At 66.5% G+C, this 16,972-nt stretch carries 13 protein-coding genes; 8 read left to right on the forward strand and 5 right to left on the reverse strand.

The genetic code is table 11. From position 1 onward, the window contains the following. The first annotated feature begins 139 nt into the window (after nucleotides 1–139). The 7 genes from ftsH to serA all read left to right on the forward strand — a co-directional run bounded on the left by ftsH (nucleotide 140) and on the right by serA (nucleotide 10,116). Nucleotides 140–2,080: an ATP-dependent zinc metalloprotease FtsH gene (ftsH, locus tag J2S73_RS02065; protein WP_306883757.1), complete on the forward strand. Its 1,941-nt coding sequence runs from the start codon at nucleotides 140–142 to the stop codon at nucleotides 2,078–2,080. A gap of 237 nt (nucleotides 2,081–2,317) precedes the next feature. Continuing rightward, complete coding sequence (gene glmM, locus J2S73_RS02070) at nucleotides 2,318–3,658, forward strand: phosphoglucosamine mutase (protein ID WP_306883758.1); 1,341 nt, start codon at nucleotides 2,318–2,320, stop codon at nucleotides 3,656–3,658. A 303-nt stretch (nucleotides 3,659–3,961) separates the two neighbouring features. Further along, nucleotides 3,962–4,720, forward strand: coding sequence for an outer membrane protein (locus J2S73_RS02075; RefSeq protein WP_306883759.1), 759 nt, complete (start codon nucleotides 3,962–3,964; stop codon nucleotides 4,718–4,720). A gap of 269 nt (nucleotides 4,721–4,989) precedes the next feature. Further along, nucleotides 4,990–6,432 (forward strand): alanine/glycine:cation symporter family protein, encoded by a 1,443-nt coding sequence (locus J2S73_RS02080; protein WP_306883760.1) that lies wholly within the window; start codon nucleotides 4,990–4,992, stop codon nucleotides 6,430–6,432. A 52-nt stretch (nucleotides 6,433–6,484) separates the two neighbouring features. Next, the gene (locus tag J2S73_RS02085; protein WP_306883761.1) at nucleotides 6,485–7,075 is read left to right on the forward strand and encodes a hypothetical protein; all 591 of its coding nucleotides are present in this window, start codon (nucleotides 6,485–6,487) and stop codon (nucleotides 7,073–7,075) included. Nucleotides 7,076–7,234: 159 nt separating this feature from the next. Continuing rightward, nucleotides 7,235–8,410 (forward strand): phosphoserine transaminase, encoded by a 1,176-nt coding sequence (locus tag J2S73_RS02090; RefSeq protein ID WP_306883762.1) that lies wholly within the window; start codon nucleotides 7,235–7,237, stop codon nucleotides 8,408–8,410. A 119-nt stretch (nucleotides 8,411–8,529) separates the two neighbouring features. Beyond that, nucleotides 8,530–10,116 (forward strand): phosphoglycerate dehydrogenase, encoded by a 1,587-nt coding sequence (gene serA / locus J2S73_RS02095; protein ID WP_306883763.1) that lies wholly within the window; start codon nucleotides 8,530–8,532, stop codon nucleotides 10,114–10,116. A 449-nt stretch (nucleotides 10,117–10,565) separates the two neighbouring features. Here the strand turns inward: serA and J2S73_RS02100 are convergent, their stop codons facing one another. The 5 genes from J2S73_RS02100 to J2S73_RS02120 form a co-directional block, all read right to left on the reverse strand. After that, nucleotides 10,566–10,958 (reverse strand): hypothetical protein, encoded by a 393-nt coding sequence (locus J2S73_RS02100; protein ID WP_306883764.1) that lies wholly within the window; start codon nucleotides 10,956–10,958, stop codon nucleotides 10,566–10,568. 312 nt (nucleotides 10,959–11,270) lie between these two features. Then, nucleotides 11,271–12,617: a phosphatidylserine decarboxylase family protein gene (locus J2S73_RS02105; RefSeq protein WP_306883765.1), complete on the reverse strand. Its 1,347-nt coding sequence runs from the start codon at nucleotides 12,615–12,617 to the stop codon at nucleotides 11,271–11,273. Between the two features lie 128 nt (nucleotides 12,618–12,745). Beyond that, nucleotides 12,746–13,480, reverse strand: coding sequence for a 2OG-Fe(II) oxygenase (locus tag J2S73_RS02110; protein ID WP_306883766.1), 735 nt, complete (start codon nucleotides 13,478–13,480; stop codon nucleotides 12,746–12,748). Beyond that, a complete protein-coding gene (locus tag J2S73_RS02115; RefSeq protein ID WP_306883767.1) occupies nucleotides 13,477–14,439 on the reverse strand; it encodes a DMT family transporter in 963 nt (320 codons plus the stop codon). Before J2S73_RS02115 ends, J2S73_RS02110 begins: the two co-directional genes overlap by 4 nt. 58 nt (nucleotides 14,440–14,497) lie before the next feature. Next, entirely contained in the window at nucleotides 14,498–15,400 is a 903-nt protein-coding gene (locus tag J2S73_RS02120; RefSeq protein WP_306883768.1) for a DMT family transporter, read from the reverse strand. A 249-nt stretch (nucleotides 15,401–15,649) separates the two neighbouring features. Between J2S73_RS02120 and J2S73_RS02125 the strand changes: the two genes are divergently transcribed. Continuing rightward, nucleotides 15,650–16,942: an adenylosuccinate synthase gene (locus J2S73_RS02125; RefSeq protein WP_306883769.1), complete on the forward strand. Its 1,293-nt coding sequence runs from the start codon at nucleotides 15,650–15,652 to the stop codon at nucleotides 16,940–16,942. Nucleotides 16,943–16,972 lie beyond the last annotated feature (30 nt).

Genomic DNA, 16,972 nt, shown 5'->3' on the forward strand with positions numbered 1-16,972 from the left:
GGGCATGACGCATCGATAAACGGCGATCCGGCTTGGCACCGGGCGGCCGGAACCCTATCTTCCGGGCTGGTAGGCGGCCGGTCCGGATCTGATCCCAGCCGCGACCTGAAGACTGGCCGTGGGCTTCGAAAGGGCCGTGATGAACAATACGTTTCGCAATTTCGCGCTTTGGGTGATCATCGGCTTGCTGCTGATCGCCCTGTTCCAGCTCTTCCAGAGCCCGGGCCAGCGCACCAATTCGTCCGAGATCGCCTTCTCGCAGTTCCTGGACGAAGTGAACCAGGGCAACGTGCGGTCGGTCACGATCACGGACCAGCAGATCAGCGGCCAGTACAATCACGGCGGATCGTTCCAGACCTACGCGCCGAACGACGCCAACTACATCGACAAGCTGGAGACCAGCGGCGTCGCGATCACCGCGAAGCCCGCCAATGACGGCTTCTCGCTGCTCGGCATTCTCGCGACCTGGTTCCCGATGCTCCTGATCCTCGGCATCTGGCTGTTCCTGATGCGCCAGATGCAGGGCGGTGCCGGCGGCAAGGCCATGGGCTTCGGCAAGTCGAAGGCCAAGCTCCTGACCGAGGCCCACGGGCGCGTCCTGTTCGAGGACGTGGCCGGCGTCGACGAGGCCAAGGAAGACCTGCAGGAGATCGTCGACTTCCTGCGCGATCCCCAGCGCTTCCAGCGGCTCGGCGGCCGGATCCCGCGCGGCGTGCTCCTGGTCGGCCCTCCCGGCACCGGTAAGACGCTGCTCGCCCGCGCCATCGCCGGCGAGGCCAACGTGCCGTTCTTCACCATCTCCGGCTCCGACTTCGTGGAGATGTTCGTCGGCGTGGGTGCCAGCCGCGTCCGCGACATGTTCGAGCAGGCCAAGAAGAACGCGCCCTGCATCATCTTCATCGACGAGATCGACGCGGTCGGCCGCCATCGCGGCGCCGGTCTGGGCGGCGGCAACGACGAGCGCGAGCAGACCCTCAACCAGCTCCTGGTGGAGATGGACGGCTTCGAGCCGAATGAGGGCATCATCCTGATCGCCGCCACCAACCGTCCGGACGTGCTCGACCCGGCGCTGCTGCGCCCGGGCCGGTTCGACCGGCAGATCGTGGTGCCGAACCCGGACATCGTCGGCCGCGAGAAGATCCTGAAGGTGCACGTGCGCAAGGTGCCGCTGGCCCCCGACGTGGACCTGAAGACGGTCGCGCGCGGCACCCCGGGCTTCGCGGGCGCCGACCTGATGAACCTGGTCAACGAGGCGGCCCTGATGGCGGCGCGGCGCAACAAGCGTCTGGTCACCATGCAGGAATTCGAGGACGCCAAGGACAAGGTCATGATGGGCGCGGAGCGCCGCACCCTGGTCATGACCGAGGAAGAGAAGAAGCTGACCGCCTATCACGAGGCGGGCCACGCCCTCGTCGCGCTGCACATGCCGGCCTCCGATCCGATCCACAAGGCGACGATCATCCCGCGCGGCCGGGCGCTGGGCATGGTGATGCGGCTTCCCGAGCGCGACCAGCTCTCGCTGACCCGGGCCAAGTGCAAGGCCGATCTGGCCGTGGCCATGGGCGGACGCGTCGCCGAGGAGCTGATCTTCGGCCACGAGAAGGTGACGTCGGGCGCCTCCGCCGACATCCGCATGGCGACCAAGCTGTCGCGGGCGATGGCCACCCAGTACGGCATGTCCGACGAGCTCGGACCGCTGATGTATGGCGAGAACGAGGAGGAGGTCTTCCTCGGCCACTCCGTCGCCCGCTCCCAGCACGTCTCCGACGAGACCCAGCAGCGGGTCGACAGCGAGGTGAAGCGGTTCGTCAACGACGGCTACGAGACGGCCCAGTCCGTGCTGAAGTCGCACCTGGACGAGCTGCACATCGTCGCCAAGGGCCTCCTGGAGTACGAGACCCTGTCGGGCGACGAGATCCGCGACCTGCTCAACGGCAAGCCGCCCGTGCGCGAAGGCATGGACGACACGCCGAAGGGCCCGCGCGTCGCCACGGTGCCGACGACCGGCGGCTCCAAGGAGAAGGACGACCGCGACCGGGGCGAGGAGCCCGGCGGCCTGGAGCCCCAGCCGCAGGGCTGAGCGGGCTCCACGCGCTACGACATGAAATGCGAAAGGCCGGGTAGAAGCCCGGCCTTTTTCGTTGCGGGTCAGCGCCCGCCGGGCGCCGACTGTCGCCAGACGCGTAACCGTCCTGTAACATTCGCCCACAAATTTTGAAGCGCGCGGCAAGACATTCGCCGCTCTCTCGCGATATCCATTGCCCCGCCGCCCGATTGGCGCGCCACGTTTCAAGTGGGACACAGGAAGTCTGAGCATATGCGTACCTACTTCGGCACCGATGGCATTCGCGGACAGGCCAACCGCTGGCCGATGACCCCCGACGTCGCGCTCAAGGTCGGCATGGCGACCGGCCTCGCGCTCTCCAACGGCGACCAGCAGCACCGGGTGGTGATCGGCAAGGACACGCGGCTGTCCTGCTACATGATCGAGAATGCCCTGGTGGCCGGCTTCACCGCCGTCGGCGTCGACGTCTTCCTGCTCGGGCCGATGCCGACCCCGGCGGTGGCGATGCTGACGCGGTCGCTGCGGGCCGACATCGGCGTGATGATCTCCGCCTCCCACAACGCCTTCGACGACAACGGCATCAAGATCTTCGGCCCCGACGGCTACAAGCTCTCCGACAACGCGGAAAAGCAGATCGAGGAGCTGATGCAGCAGGATCTGTCGCGGCGGCTCGCCACCGGCGCCGATATCGGCCGGGCCCAGCGCCTCGACGGCGTGCACGACCGCTATATCGAGTACATCAAGCGCACCTTCCCGCGCGAACTCGACCTCGACGGCGTGCGCGTGGTGGTCGATTGCGCCAACGGCGCCGGCTACAAGGTCGCGCCGGAAGTGCTGTGGGAACTCGGTGCCGAGGTGGTCGCCATCGGCAACCAGCCGAACGGCACCAACATCAACCTGGATTGCGGCTCGACCTCGCTCGCCCAGGTGCGGGCGAAGGTGGCGGAGGTCCGCGCCGACATCGGCATCGCGCTGGACGGCGACGCCGACCGGCTGATCGTCATCGACGAGAAGGGGCGCCCGGTGGACGGCGACCAGCTTCTGGCGGTGCTGGGCGCGTCCTGGAAGGACGCCAACCGGCTCGCCGCGCCAGGCGTCGTGGCAACGGTGATGTCGAATCTCGGCCTGGAGCGCTATCTGGACGGGCTCGGCCTGTCGCTCGCCCGCACCAAGGTCGGCGACCGCTACGTGGTCGAGCACATGCGGGCCAACGGCTACAATCTCGGCGGCGAGCAGTCCGGCCACATCGTGCTGGCCGACTATTCGACCACCGGCGACGGCCTGCTGGCGGCGCTCGAGATCCTGTCGGTGGTGGCGGCGACGGGCAAGCCGGTGTCGGAGGTCTGCCACCGCTTCGAGCCGGTGCCGCAGATCCTCAAGAACGTGCGCTACAACGGCGGCAAGCCTCTGGAGGACGAGATCGTCATCAAGGCGATCGACCAGGGCCGCGGCCGGCTCGGCAACGGCGGCCGGCTGGTGATCCGCCCGTCCGGCACCGAACCGCTGATCCGGGTGATGGGCGAGGGCGACGACGCCATCCTGGTCCAGTCGGTGGTCGACGACATCGCCACGGCCGTGACCCAGGCGGCGTAGCGACGGGTCCACCGGCCTTCCAACCGAGTGCGCCGATCGATCGGCCCGGCAGCCCAGCCGGGCCGTTTTTGCGTCCGGAGCGGTCCGGGTGTCGGCGCCCGTCCGCCGTCGATCCCCGTCCATCGTGGTTAACGGACACGGTTAACGCTCGCTTAACGCCCTCCTCGCCAAAGTGACTGGTGACAGCGCGATTCGGGGATCGCCGCTGGACCCTTTGTTTCGGCGCATGTCCGGACGGCCAACCGGTTTCCGCCTGGCCTGGACATGCGTCCGGAAACTCCGCCGGTGGGTGAAGGAGGCGTGATGCACCGCCGCTCGTATCAGTATCTGGGCCCGATCGCGCTCGGTCTCGCCGTGCTCGCATCGCCGGCCTGGGCCGCCGACGCGGACCAGACGGCCGAGACCGGTCTGCAGCATACCGACGACATCCTGCCCGACGAGGTGGAACGCCGCGGCGCCTATGTCCGCCTCGACGTGGGCGGGGCCTTCTCGCCGTCTCCGGGCGTGTCGATCGTGGCCGCGCCGGCCGGGCTCACCGCCACCGAGGGCGGCTCCATCGACGGCCAGGTCACCTTCGGCGGCGGCGTCGGCTACCGGTTTTCCAACTGGTTCCGCAGCGACGTGACCGTCAGCCACACGCCGGGCCGGAATTTCAGCGCGGCGGCGACCGACGGCGCCGGAGCGGCAGGTACCGTGTCCGGATCGACGTCGACGACCGCCGTGCTCGCCAACGCCTATGCCGAGTTCGTGCCGGAAAGCTGGATCCGCCCCTATGCCGGCGGCGGTCTGGGCATCGCCAACGTGTCGGTCGAGTCCGTCAGCGGGCTTGCCGCGGGCGGCGGGGGGCAGTCCTATCCCGACCGGTCCCAGTGGGGCTTCGCCTGGTCTCTGGCCGCCGGCGTGACCATGGACGTGTCGGAGCGGATCGAGCTGGACGCCGGCTACCGCTACGTCAATCTCGGCTCGGCGGAAAGCGGACGCGCCGCCGACGGAAGCCACATCTCCCTGGACCGGCTGGAGGATCACGAATTCCGGCTGGGCGTGCGGTTCCTGTTCCGTTAGGGCCGGCCCCGGTCCGAACGCAAGACATTGCTCACGTAATCGATCGCCGAACCGATCCCTGACGGACCCGGTTCCCGTTTCCTTTTCCTCAATTGGTCAAAGGTCTTGGCAGTCTTCGCCCGGCAGGGTTAGGCTCGGGATCGGAGTTCGGGTCGACGTCCTTGGGGGGAGACGGTTTGCGCGGGATCGCGCGCGGGACCGGTCCACAGCCCTCCCGATGATGCAGCCTCTCCGCGCCTGACCGATTTCCCGCGCAAGAGGACCGACGCATGTCAGCCATCATCGACTTCGTGAACTCGATCCTCTGGGGCTATGTCCTGGTCTACGGGCTTCTGGCCGTCGGGGTCTTCTTCACGATCCGGCTGGGCTTCGTCCAGTTCCTGCATTTTCCGGAGATGTTCCGGGCGGTGCTGGGCACCGGCGAGAGCGACAAGTCGGGCATCACGCCGTTCCAGGCGCTGTGCACCAGCCTCGCCTCGCGGGTCGGCACCGGCAATCTCGCCGGCGTCGCCGTCGCGCTGACCCTCGGCGGCCCGGGCGCGATCTTCTGGATGTGGATGGTGGCGCTGGTCGGCATGGCGACCGCCTATTCGGAATCGACGCTCGCCCAGCTCTACAAGATCCGCAACGACGAGGGACAGTATCGCGGCGGACCGGCCTTCTATCTCGCCCGGGGGCTGCGCGTTCCGTGGGCCGGCGCGATCTTCTCGGTCTGCCTGATCCTGTCGTTCGGCCTGGTCTTCAACGCGGTCCAGGCGAACTCGATCGCCGAGGCCATGGAAGGTGCCTTCAACGTGCCGAAGCTCGGGGTCGGCGTCGTGATCGCGGCGATTTCGGGGATCGTGATCTTCGGCGGCATCCGCCAGATCGCCCGGGTCGCGGAAATCATCGTGCCGTTCATGGCGGCGGCCTATCTGCTGATGGCGATCGTCATCCTGGTCATGAATTACTCGGCCGTGCCGGACGCGCTGTGGACGATCATCGCCAGTGCCTTCGGGCTGGAAGAGGCCGCGGGCGGCGTCACCGGCGGCGTCATGGCCGCACTTCTGAACGGCGTGAAGCGGGGCCTTTTCTCCAACGAGGCGGGCATGGGCTCGGCCCCGAATATCGCCGCCGTCGCCACGCCGGACCCGCACCATCCGTCCTCGCAGGGCTTCGTCCAGGCGCTGGGCGTGTTCATCGACACGATCCTGATCTGCACCGCGACGGCAATCATGATCCTGTTGTCGGGCGTGCTGGAGCCCGGTTCGGGGATCACCGGGACGGAGCTCACCCAGGACGCGATGGCCTCGCAGGTCGGCGCGTTCGGTAACTATTTCATCGCCATCGCGATCTTCTTCTTCGCCTTCACCTCGATCATCGGCAACTACTCCTATGCCGAGAACGCCATGACCTTCCTCGGTCTCGGCCACAAGGTGCCGCTGTCGGTGCTGCGGCTGGCGGTGCTGGCGATGGTGATCTGGGGCGCCGTGCAGAGCGTCGCGACCGTGTTCAACGCAGCCGACGCCTCCATGGGGCTGATGGCCACGATCAACCTGATCGCGATCTTGCTCCTGTCCGGGACCGTGGTGAAGCTGACACGGGACTATTTCGCCCAGAAGCGGGAGGGCCAGGTCCCCCGGTTCCACGCGGCGTCCTATCCCGAACTCGCCGGACAGATCGACGAGGAGATCTGGGCCGACCGGCGCGAGACCCCGACCCCGCTCCAGTAGCGGGGACACCTCGCGCGCCGCCGGAGGGGGGACGAATCCGGAAGGAAGGCTGTTGGAAGCGACCGGATTTCATCCCGAATACTACAGCCATGTGCGCATCATCATGGGCATGGTGGTCGGCCTGTCCGTCGCGCGCATCCTCAACCGTCTCGCCCGCTTCGTGCAGCATCCGAACCGTGACGACATCTATTCCGTCCACATCGCGTGGTCGTTCTTCCTGATCCTCGCGGTGGTCCATTTCTGGTGGTTCGAGTTCCGCTTCTCCTGGCTCGACCGGTGGACGTTCGCCGTCTATTTCTTCCTGATCCTGTATGCCTGCATCTATTTCTTTCTCGCGGCGCTGCTCGATCCTGACGAACTGCACGACTACGAGGATTTCGAAACCTACTTTCATTCGCGGCAGAAATGGTTCTTCAGCCTGCTGGCGCTTCTGTTCGTGATCGACGTGATCGACACCAACCTGAAGGGGGCGGACTATTTCCGCTCGCTGGGGCCGATCTATCCCCTGCGCCAGGCCATGCTCGCCGCCGGCGCGGTGGCGGCCGTGTGGATCCGCAGCCGCACCTATCACATGATCTATGTGGGCTTCGCCCTGATCCTGGAGGTGATCTGGGCGATCTATCACTTCGATTCCTGGATCTGACATTCCTTCCGACGCATCAACGGCTTGGGCCGGACGGGCTTGCCCCTGGCTGGCGTGGCGGCCGCGAAGCGGCTTGCAGAGGCCCCCGACTTCCAGTATCCCCATCGGCGGGACACCCCTCCCCAACGAGGGGCGACTATCTGGAAGGGTAGCTCCAAAATGAGCACAATGCAGAAGCCGGACGTGCGTCCGGCCAATCCGAATTTTTCGTCCGGTCCTTGCGCCAAGCGGCCTGGTTGGTCGCTCGAAGCTCTCAAAGATGCGGCCCTCGGGCGCTCGCATCGCGCCAAGATCGGGAAATCCAAACTCCTTCAGGCGATCGAAGACACGCGCGAGATTCTCGGCGTGCCGGCCGACTATCGAGTAGGCATCGTCCCGGCGTCCGACACCGGCGCCGTGGAGATGGTCATGTGGTCCGTGCTCGGCGAGCGCGGCGTGGACATGGTCGCCTGGGAATCCTTCGGCGAAGGCTGGGTCACCGACGCCCAGAAGCAGCTGAAGCTGGACGACTGCCGGGTCCTGAAGGCGGGCTACGGCGAGATCGTCGACTTCTCCGAGATCGATTTCGACCGCGACGTGGTGTTCACCTGGAACGGCACCACCTCCGGCGTCCGCGTGCCGAACGGCGACGCGATCCCGGCCAACCGCGCCGGCCTCACCATCTGTGACGCCACCTCCGCGGCGTTCGCCCAGGACCTCCCCTTCGACAAGCTCGATGTGGTGACCTTCTCCTGGCAGAAGGTGCTCGGCGGCGAAGCGGCCCACGGCATGCTGATCCTGTCGCCCCGGGCGGTGGAACGGCTGGAAAACTACACGCCGCCGCGGCCGCTGCCGAAGATCTTCCGCATGACCAAGGGCGGCAAGCTCAACGAAGGCATCTTCAAGGGCGAGACCATCAACACGCCCTCGATGCTGTGCGTGGAGGACTATCTCGACGCGCTCGCCTGGTCGCGCTCGATCGGCGGCAAGGAGGGCCTGTTCGCCCGCGCCGACAAGAACGCCGCGGTGCTGGCCGACTGGGTCGCCAGGACCGACTGGGTCGACTTCCTGGCCGCCGATCCGGCGATCCGCTCCAACACCTCGGTCTGCCTCAAGATCGTCGATCCGGCGATCGCCGGGCGCTCCGAGGACGAGCAGGGCGCCTTCGCCAAGGCGATCGTCTCGCGGCTCGACAAGGAAGGCGTCGCCTACGACATCGGCGCCTACCGCGACGCGCCTGCGGGTCTCAGGATCTGGGCCGGCGCCACCGTCGAGGCCGCCGATCTCCAGGCGCTGACCCACTGGCTCGACTGGGCGTTCGAGGCCGAGAAGGCCGAGTTCCAGAAGGCCGCCTGAGCGGACTTTCTCCGGCCGCCGGTTCGCCGGCGGCCCTTTCTCCGACAGTTCATCTCCCTCGCGCGACCGGGCCTTTCCGCCCGGCCTCCGCTGCGCACGCACATGAAAGGACGCCCGACATGGCTCCCAAGGTCCTGATTTCCGACAAGCTTTCGCCCACTGCCGTCGACATCTTCAAGAATCGCGGCATCGAGGTCACCTACGAGCCGGATCTCGGCAAGGACAAGGACAAGCTGGCTGAGATGATCGGCCAGTTCGACGGCCTCGCCATCCGCTCCGCCACCAAGGTCACCGACAAGCTTCTGGAGAAGGCCGACAACCTGAAGGTCATCGGCCGCGCCGGCATCGGCGTCGACAATGTCGACGTGCCGACCGCGACCAAGAAGGGCGTGATCGTGATGAACACGCCGTTCGGCAACTCCATCACGACCGCCGAACATGCGATCGCGATGATGTTCGCCGTCGCCCGCCAGATCCCCGCCGCCGACGTCTCCACCCAGGCCGGCAAGTGGGAGAAGAACAAGTTCATGGGCACCGAGATCACCAGCAAGACGCTGGGTGTGATCGGCTGCGGTAACATCGGCTCGATCGTGGCCGCCCGGGGCATCGGCCTGTCCATGCGCGTGGTTGCGTTCGATCCGTTCCTGTCGGTCGACCGGGCGCTGGAGCTGGGCGTTGAGAAGGTCGAGCTCGACGAGCTGTTCCGCCGCGCCGACGTGATCACCATGCACACGCCGCTGACGGAGAAGACCCGCAACATCGTCGACGCGGCCGCGATCGCGAAGATGAAGGACGGGGTGATCATCATCAACTGCGCCCGCGGCGGTCTCGTCGTCGAGGAAGACCTGCGCGCGGCACTCGATTCCGGCAAGGTTGCGGGCGCGGGCGTGGACGTGTTCGTCGAGGAACCGGCCAAGGACAACGTGCTGTTCGGCGCGCCGAACCTGGTCTGCACGCCGCATCTGGGTGCCGCCACCAGCGAGGCCCAGGAGAACGTCGCCCTGCAGGTCGCCGAGCAGATGGCCGACTATCTGCTGACCGGCGCGGTCACCAACGCCCTCAACATGCCGTCGATCTCGGCGGAAGAGGCGCCGCGGCTCACCCCGTTCGCCAAGCTCGCCGAGCAGCTCGGCTCGTTCGCCGGCCAGCTCACCGAAAGCGGCCTCAAGGGCGTGCGGCTGGAATACGAGGGCGACGTCGCGGAGATGAACACCCGGGCGCTGACCTCTGCCGCGCTGACCGGCCTGATGCGCCCGCTGCTGCAGGACGTGAACGCGGTCTCGGCGCCTGCGATCGCCCGCGAGCGCGGCATCAATGTCGAGGAAGTCCGCCGCGAGCAGCGCGGCGCCTACGAGAACTACATCCGGCTGACGGTCATCACCGAACGCCAGGAGCGCTCGGTCGCCGGCACCGTCTTCACCGACGGCAAGCCGCGCGTCATCCAGGTGAAGGGCATCAACATGGAAGCCGAGCTCGGCACCCACATGCTCTATGTCACCAACGAGGACAAGCCGGGCTTCATCGGCCGCCTGGGCACCACGCTGGGTGAGGCGGGCGTCAACATCGCCACCTTCAACCTCGGCCGCGACACCCGCGGCGGCGAGGCGATCTGCCTGGTGGAGATCGACGAGCCGGCGAGCCAGGACGTGCTCAAGGCGGTGAACGCGCTGCCGCTGGTGACCCAGGTGAAGGCGCTGGCGTTCTGAGCAAATCCAGGAAAAGTGGGAACCGGTTTTCCGTCCGGATTTGCGTCAAGAAAAACTAAGCGCTCACGCCAGCGAGCTCACGCTCGCGGCTGCGCGGGCGCGGACGATTTTTGATTTGGAAGACGGCGGGCCTTCGGGCTCGCCGTTTTTCGTTTCTGTCCGACTGACCTGCCCTCAGCCGCTCACCTCGGCGAAAGCCGGGGTCCAGGGCGGTCAAATTCCGAAGCTGCGGCGTGCAGCCCTGGATTCCGGCTTTCGCCGGAATGAGCGGAGATTGGAGTCGGTGGCGGAGGGCAAGACCTCAGCGTCGCCGGATAGCACTCACCAGCGCGCGACTGCGCGCCGCCCGGTCAGGGCGCGCACCGCGCAGCGGCGAGCGGAGCGAGTTCGCGTGAGCGGGAAGAAAACCAAGCGCACTCGGCGTGAGGGGGAAGTGATCCAGCCGTCCTTCACGCGAAGTAACTGGCGATCTGTAACGCAAAGCCGACAATGATCAAAGCGAGGCCGGTGTAGCTGATAATAAGGGACATGCTGGCTGTTTTGCGATCTTCCTCTATAGAAGCCGCCATCAGTCGCGCGACAACAACAAGGTTGTCGGCCACGTTACTAATAGCGCCCTTCATTTCATTATGGCTGTACTCAGCAGCCTCGTAATCAAATGTGCCGCGAATTGGGATTGAGAGGCCCTCGTCGTAATAGTTTTCGCGAAAATCAGCGGATATTTCTCGAACGAAGGATTCTATACTCCCCGACTCGTCCACTACCTCGCTGAGGGCGGCTTGCCGATTCTCAGCGGTGCGTCTCAAATTCTTCTGGATCCGTACCAAATCCACACCGAGCATCAGAACTCCAACTAAGTCGAGCAATAACCCAGTGACGCTTAGTATAGTCATCGATTTAGTTCCGGATTTTGTTTAAGAAAATTTATTATCTTTTGATCAACGATTTTTTGGTTTGGATTTTATGTGTCGAATGATTTTATTATTTGTATAGGGTGACCGGAATTGACATAAACTCGGTAGTGAGGCGGCCCGGCCGAAATTAAGATCCCGGCATCAACTCGAGATGCAGAGCCACATCGAAAGCGCTTGCAGCGATGCTCTGGATTCAGGCTTTCGCCGGAATGAGCGGAGAGTGGGGCGGGCGCCGCGACCTCAGCTCCCCTTCAAACTCGCCAGATCCGATCGCACCGCCACGTTGGTGGCGTTGAGGTTCGGCGCGTCGGTGACGGGGACGTGGAAGTCCAGTTCCACGCCCGGCCGGAAGACGAGGCAGTGGGTCGAGCCGCCGAAATGGAACATGCCGACGGGATCGCCGCGCTTCACGCTGTCGCCGGCGGTCACCGTGACCTCGCAGCTCGACACCTCCGCCATGCCGACCGGCACCATGGCCATCAGCCCGATCGCCGGATCGGCGGCGCGGATGAAGATGATCGCCCGGGTGGCGACCGAGGTGATGAAGGGCTGGGAAGCGTTGGGCGCCGACGGGTCGGGATCGTCGGAGTAGATGCCCTCCCACGGGCTTTCCAGATAGTAGCTGCCGTCGACGTTCACGACCTTCTCGATCGTGCCGTCCACCGGGCTGTGCCAGCGGTGATAGCTGAGCGCGCTCAGGAAGGCCTGGTAGACCGTGCCGCCGGCGAATTCTTGCGCGAGCGGATCGCCGTTCAGCATGTCGGTGAGCGAATAGGGCTGGCCCTTGGCCCAGATGTTGTCCTCCAGCTCCACGCCGGTCTTCACCTGCAGCGGCGCGGATTCGCAGGCGTTCACGACCGGCGCGTCGCCGACGGGACGCTGGCCCTCCTTGAACACCCGGGTGAAGAAATCGTCCCACGAGGTGTAGCCGAGATAGGCCGTGTCGGACGGATCGGGGACGGCGAAGATGTTCTCCAGGGTCTGATCCTTCGGCGGATCGGAGAAGGGCTGCTGGGCGACCGCGATCATCTGCTTGCGGGCCGGCTCGCTGAGCCACGCGATGGTCGGCGGGTCGGACGACGGATCGCCCTCGGCCAGCACGTAGCGGGAGGGCTCCGTGGTCAGGAACTGTCCCCAGTGGGTCAGCACCTTCTTGAAGGCGGCGTTGAACTCGGCGTCCTGGAAGACGGTGACGCCGGCCGCCGTGCCCATCGGCCAGTCGAGGAGCGCGTTGATCGGGAAGCCGACCAGCCCCTGGGCCTCGTCGCTGCCCTTGTCGACCATGAACTCCGGCGACGTGGTCATCACCGCGTTCAGGAGCTTGAGGAATTCGTCCCAGCTCGTGACGGCGGGGGCGCCGGTCGGCTGGTCCCTGGCGTAGGCGATGGCCTCCACGAACATGGCCTCGGTCGCCGCGGTCAGAAGGCCGTTGCGGGCGACCACCTGCTGCAGGTCCTTGATCGGCTGGATGTAGGAGCCCGGATCGGTTCCGGCCGCCTTCGCCTTGAGGTTCTCGATCCATTTGCGGATCGCCTCGTGGTCCGTCGACAGCCAGTCGCCGGGACGGCGCTTGTCGGGGCGTGCCATGGTGTCCTCCTCAGCCCGAAAGGGTCATGGGTCCATCGTCCGGATCGGCTCAGAGCCGGGCGGCACCCGTTTGCCCCATCATGCCCGAAACACGCGGCCGTGGCGTTAAAGTTCGGAAAGGCGGCGGGTCAGGTCGCGTCGTGGAAGATGATGCCGAGCGTGGTGCGCGCGCCGGAGGTCAGCCGGCTGACCCCGTGGCGCATGACGAGCCGGTAGGCGCCGTTCTTGCCCCAGCCCGGCCGGTGGTTGACGCCGAACACGATCGCCTCGCCCTGGACCGGCGTCAGCACCTCAGCCCGGGACTGGGCGCGGGGCTTCTGTTCCGTCATCACGAAGGCGCCGCCCTCGAAATCGACGCCGGGCCGGCTCAGCAGGATCACCATCTGCAGCGGGAAATGGATCTCGCCGTAAAGGTCCTGGTGCAGGCGGTTGTAGTCGCCCTCCCGGTAGGTGAGCACCAGCGGGGTCGGCCGCGTCTGGCCGGCGGCATGGCAGGTGTCGAGAAAGGCGTCGAGGGTGTCGGGGAAGCGCTCAGGACGGCCGAGCGCCTCCGCCCAGGCGTTGGCGGTCGGGACCAGATGCGGATAGACCGACTGGCGGAGGGCCTCGACCAGATCCGGCAGCGGCCGGTCGAAATACTGGTACTCGCCCTGTCCGAAGCCGACGCGCTCCATCACCACCTTCGAGCGGAAGCGGTCCGGGTCGGCGTAGAGGGCGGCGATGCCGGCGCACTCTTCCGGCATCAGGATCGGGCCGAGGGAGGCCGCGCCATAGGCGTCCAGCGTTGTGCGCACGGCGTCCCAGTCGATGGCGGCGATGCGCTCGGCGACCGGGCCGGCGGCGTGTGTGGGTGTCCGGGTCATCCCGTTCCTCCCGGGGGATTGGTGGCGGCCGTCCGGCGGAGCCGGCGCAGGCGGCCCTGGGCCAGCGCGACCCCGCCGATGATCAGGACCATGCCGGCATATTCAAACAGGCCGAGCCGTTCGCCCAGGAAGAGGGCGCCGAGCAGGATCGCCGTCATCGGCACCAGATAGGTGACCAGCGAGGCGTTGGTGGCGCCGGCGGAGCGGATGATCGCGAAATAGAGCAGGTAGCCGAAGGCGGACGAGGCGAGCGCGAGCGCCAGCACCGCGCCGATCGCCGGCAGGCTGGGGGCCGGCAGCGTCCACGGCGCGTCGACGATCAGGGCGAGCGGCACGATCACCATCGTGGCGCCGGTGAACTGGCCGGTGGCGAGAAACACCGGCGGCGCGGCGGCGAGCCGGCGGGCGATGAGGGCGGAGACGCCGTAGGACAGCGCCGCGCCGAGGCAGGCGAGCTCGGCCAGGAGATGGCCCGTGGCGCCGGCGGACAGGCCCGTTCCGAGCATCAGCACGACACCGGAAAAGCCCAGGCCGATGCCGGCGATCTTGAGCCAGGTCGCCTTGTCGTCGGCGGTGAAGACGGTGGCGAGCATCATGGTGAAGATCGGCGTCGTCGCGTTGAAGATGGCCGCGAGCCCGGCCGGAAGCGTCTGCTGGGCCCAGAACAGGAGCGAGAACGGGATCACGTTGTTGACGACCCCGAGCACGAACAGCGCGGGAAAGCGGCGGTCGGTGACCGGCGAGCCGTGGCCCTGGGCGATCAGCACGATCTGGAGGGCGAGGCCGGCGATCCCGACCCTCAGCGCCACCAGCGTCAGCGGCGGGATTTCGGTGACCGCGATCTTGGCGAAGAAGAACGAGCTCCCCCACAGGACCGACAGGGCGACGAGGAGGCACCAGTCCCGGGCGGTGAGCTGCAGCGGGGCGGGTGCGGGGGCGGCAGTGGACGGAGATGTCATGGCCGCACCGTGACGTCCCGCTTCGTGCGCCGCCACCCGATTTCGGATCCGGCTTTCGTCATCGTGCCCGCATCCGCTGGGAGACAACGATGCCGCTGGCAATCAGCGCCCAGCCGACCCCGTGATACCAGGCCGGTTCCTCGCCGAGAAAGACGATCGCGGCGAGCGAGCCGAACACCGGGACCAGATGGAAGAAGGGCCCGGCGCGATTGGGACCGACCAGCTCGACGCCCCGGTTGAAGCAGAAATTGGCGACGAGGGAGGGGAAGAGCGCGACATAGACCACGGAGAACCAGGCGCCGGCGGTGTTCTCCATGCGCGCGCCGGAGGCGTATTCGACCAGAAAAGCGGGCGTCAGAAGCAGGGCGCCGAGGAAGAAGACGACGGCGAGGAACGTCATCGGATGGAGCGGCGGGCGCGACTTCAGAAGCGCCGAATAGAATCCGTAGATGACGATCGCGCCGACGATGATCGCGTCGCCGTGGTTGATCTCCAGTTCCAGCAGCGTGACCGGATTGCCGGCCGAGACGATCAGCACGACCCCGACGAAGGAGACGGCGATGCCGGCGATCTGGAAGCGGTTGAGCCGGTCGCCGTAGAGGAGAAGGGCGAACAGGGCGATCATGATCGGCTGGACCGACTGCAGGAGCGCGCCGTTGATCGCCTCGGTCGATTCCAGCCCGTAATAGATGAGGGCGTTGTAGAAGGTGATGCCGGAGAGCGCGAGCACCACCAGGATCGGCAGATGGCGCACGATCCGGCCCCAGTCGCGGCGAATCGCCTGCAGCGCGAAGGGCAGCACGATCAGGAAGGCGCCGGTCCAGCGATACTCCGCCAGCGCCACCGGCGGCACCTTGCCCACTGCAAACCGGCCGACCACGATGTTGCCGCCCCACATCATGGCCGTGACCGTCAGAAGCAGATAGGGCTGACCGTAGATCCAGCGGCCCAGAGCCGACATTGCCGAAATTCCTCGTTTGTACCGTTCGCCGCTCGGGCGGCGCCCAACCTGATCGGAAACGGCGCGGACCGCAACGCGGATGGGATCAGGGCGATTGCATCTCGCCGCGCACCTTGCAAGCGGGCGCTTCGCCAGCCATGAATGCGCTCGCTATAGTCCGGCGCTTCGCGACGGGTTCGGCGGAGCCTCCCGGCATCCCGGACCTGCCCGACGCGCTCCGCATCCAATTTCCAGGGGATACATCGTCTGATGGCCAACGTCGTCGTAGTCGGCTCGCAATGGGGTGACGAAGGCAAGGGGAAGATCGTCGACTGGCTGTCGGAACGGGCCGACATCGTCGTGCGCTTCCAGGGCGGTCACAATGCCGGCCATACGCTCGTCGTCGGCAATCAGACCTACAAGCTGAGCCTGCTGCCGTCCGGCGTCGTGCGTCCCGGCAAGCTGTCGATCATCGGCAACGGCGTGGTTCTCGACCCCCACGCGCTGGTGGAGGAGATCGACCGGCTGACCGGCCAGGGCGTCGAGATCGGCCCCGACAGCCTGAAGATCGCCGAGAACGCGGCGCTGATCCTGTCGCTGCACCGGGAGCTCGACCGCTTCCGCGAGGCCGCCAGCGGCGCCGGCAAGATCGGCACCACCGGGCGCGGCATCGGTCCGGCCTACGAGGACAAGGTCGGTCGGCGCGCCATTCGCGTGCTGGATCTGGCCGATCCCGACACGCTCTCCGACAAGATCGAGCGCATCCTGACCCACCACAACGCGCTCCGTGCCGGGCTCGGCGTCGAGCTGATCGATCCGCGCGCGCTGCACGACGATCTGACCTCCGTGGCGCCGAAGATCCTTCCATTCGTCGATGCCACCTGGCGCTCGCTCGACCAGGCGCGCAAGGAGGGCAGCCGGGTGCTGTTCGAAGGCGCCCAGGGCACGCTTCTCGACATCGACCACGGCACCTATCCGTTCGTGACGTCGTCGAACACGGTGGCCGGACAGGCGGCGGCCGGCTCGGGCACGGGTCCGTCGACCCTCGGCTACGTGCTGGGCATCACCAAGGCCTACACGACGCGCGTCGGCTCCGGCCCGTTTCCGACCGAACAGTCCAACGAGATCGGCGAGTTCCTGGGCGAGCGCGGGCGGGAATTCGGCACCGTCACCGGGCGCAAGCGGCGCTGCGGCTGGTTCGATGCGGTGCTGGTCCGCCAGGCGGTGGCGACCGGCGGCATCACCGGGCTGGCGCTGACCAAACTCGACGTTCTGGACGGTCTCGACGAGTTGAAGATCTGTGTCGGATATCGGCTGGACGGCAAGGAACTCGATCATCTTCCTGCCTCACAAACGGCGCAGGCCCGGGTCGAGCCGATCTACGAGACGATCCCCGGCTGGAAAGAAACAACCAAAGGCGCAAGAAAGTGGGCTGACCTTCCCGCACAGGCGGTCAAATATGTCCGTCACGTCGAGGAGTTGGTTGGCGCGCCGGTTGCGCTATTGTCGACGAGCCCGGAACGGGACGACACAATCCTTGTGGAAGACCCGTTTCGGGGCTAAGTCTCCGAAAAGTCACAGCAATAGGACCCT

Origin of the sequence: Amorphus orientalis, from assembly GCF_030814015.1 — a bacterium.
Lineage (GTDB): Bacteria > Pseudomonadota > Alphaproteobacteria > Rhizobiales > Amorphaceae > Amorphus > Amorphus orientalis.

Excerpts from the sequence above, each read along its gene's own strand:
- ftsH (WP_306883757.1), top strand. The coding sequence starts at position 140 with ATGAACAATACGTTTCGCAATTTCGCGCTTTGGGTGATCATCGGCTTG.
- glmM (WP_306883758.1), top strand. The coding sequence starts at position 2,318 with ATGCGTACCTACTTCGGCACCGATGGCATTCGCGGACAGGCCAACCGC.
- J2S73_RS02075 (WP_306883759.1), top strand. The coding sequence starts at position 3,962 with ATGCACCGCCGCTCGTATCAGTATCTGGGCCCGATCGCGCTCGGTCTC.
- J2S73_RS02080 (WP_306883760.1), top strand. The coding sequence starts at position 4,990 with ATGTCAGCCATCATCGACTTCGTGAACTCGATCCTCTGGGGCTATGTC.
- J2S73_RS02090 (WP_306883762.1), top strand. The coding sequence starts at position 7,235 with ATGAGCACAATGCAGAAGCCGGACGTGCGTCCGGCCAATCCGAATTTT.
- serA (WP_306883763.1), top strand. The coding sequence starts at position 8,530 with ATGGCTCCCAAGGTCCTGATTTCCGACAAGCTTTCGCCCACTGCCGTC.
- J2S73_RS02100 (WP_306883764.1), bottom strand. The coding sequence starts at position 10,958 with ATGCTCGGTGTGGATTTGGTACGGATCCAGAAGAATTTGAGACGCACC.
- J2S73_RS02105 (WP_306883765.1), bottom strand. The coding sequence starts at position 12,617 with ATGGCACGCCCCGACAAGCGCCGTCCCGGCGACTGGCTGTCGACGGAC.
- J2S73_RS02110 (WP_306883766.1), bottom strand. The coding sequence starts at position 13,480 with ATGACCCGGACACCCACACACGCCGCCGGCCCGGTCGCCGAGCGCATC.
- J2S73_RS02115 (WP_306883767.1), bottom strand. The coding sequence starts at position 14,439 with ATGACATCTCCGTCCACTGCCGCCCCCGCACCCGCCCCGCTGCAGCTC.
- J2S73_RS02120 (WP_306883768.1), bottom strand. The coding sequence starts at position 15,400 with ATGTCGGCTCTGGGCCGCTGGATCTACGGTCAGCCCTATCTGCTTCTG.
- J2S73_RS02125 (WP_306883769.1), top strand. The coding sequence starts at position 15,650 with ATGGCCAACGTCGTCGTAGTCGGCTCGCAATGGGGTGACGAAGGCAAG.